The sequence below is a fragment of the Pseudoxanthomonas sp. LjRoot204_2 genome, assembly GCF_056175765.1.
On record NZ_JBGFFG010000746.1, the window covers coordinates 1 to 1,007 of the forward strand.

A 1,007-nucleotide genomic window follows, 5' to 3' on the forward strand; every position below is an offset into this window, starting at 1 on the left:
ATCTTCGCCAAGATCATCCGCCGCGAGATTCCGGCCACCATCGTCTATGAAGACGACGAGGTGCTGGGTTTCAAGGACATCGGGCCGCAGGCGCCGGTGCACGTGCTTTTCATTCCGAAGAACGAAGCGATACCCACGCTGGACGACCTGCGCCCGGAACAGGCGCACCTGATGGGCAAGCTCGCGATGGCTGCCGCGGATTACGCGCGCAGCGAGGGATTCGCGCAGGATGGCTACCGCATCGTGATGAACTGCCGCGAAAACGCCGGACAGACCGTGTTCCACATCCATCTGCACCTGCTGGCGGGAGCGCCGCTGGGACGATTCGGAACATCCGCGTGAGCGCTTGCGCATACAGGCCCCATGAAAAAAGCCGCTCGATGAGCGGCTTTTTTGCGTGGATCGCGCCAGGTCTCGCTTACCACCAACCCCAGCGGCCCCAGCGCGGGCCCCAGAACGGATCGTAGTAGGGATAGGGGCGGACAACCTCGACTTCGCGCACTTCCGGCCACAGGTAGACCACGTCGGCGGCCACGCGGGGCAACTGGTAGTCGTAGTCGCCGATGCGGGTGCTTTCGTAGCCCTCGATCTTGCCGACGAAGGTCACTTCGCGCCCTTCGGCAAACACGGCGGGGTCGTAGAACCCGGCACGGCAGGCGATGAAGCGGCCATCGGTGGCGTCGGGCGCCGTCGACATCGGCCGGCCCGTGGCGTTGAGCGGCCTGGAGACGAGCTGGAAGCAGGTGGAATTCTGTCCGGGCGTCGTGCTGATGATGCGTCCGCCCCATCGGACCGGGGCGCCGACCTGCGGCGCGCCCACGGAATCGCGCGGATTGACCGGGGTGAAGCTGCCCTGCAGGGGCTTGGGTGCGGTGGCGCACGCGGAAAGCAGCGCAGCGGCTGCGACGACGACGGCGAAACGAAGGTTCATGGCCAGTCTCCAGCGGGTTATGGGCGGTGCCGGCGCAGGTCTTCGATCAGTGCCCGGTGGTCTCCCTGCTCCGGAG

At 66.1% G+C, this 1,007-nt stretch carries 2 protein-coding genes; one reads left to right on the forward strand and one right to left on the reverse strand.

All coding sequences use genetic code 11. From position 1 onward, the window contains the following. Nucleotides 1-342: histidine triad nucleotide-binding protein (locus AC04L7_RS19560; protein WP_475513829.1), on the forward strand; the 342-nt coding region annotated here is incomplete at its 5' end. A 76-nt stretch (nucleotides 343-418) separates the two neighbouring features. Here the strand turns inward: AC04L7_RS19560 and AC04L7_RS19565 are convergent. Continuing rightward, nucleotides 419-931, reverse strand: coding sequence for a Slp family lipoprotein (locus AC04L7_RS19565; protein ID WP_435997814.1), 513 nt, complete (start codon nucleotides 929-931; stop codon nucleotides 419-421). Between the last annotated feature and the right edge of the window lie 76 nt (nucleotides 932-1,007).

What these genes read in the sequence shown, in the direction of transcription:
- AC04L7_RS19565 (WP_435997814.1), bottom strand. Translation starts at nt 931, where the DNA reads ATGAACCTTCGTTTCGCCGTCGTCGTCGCAGCCGCTGCGCTGCTTTCC.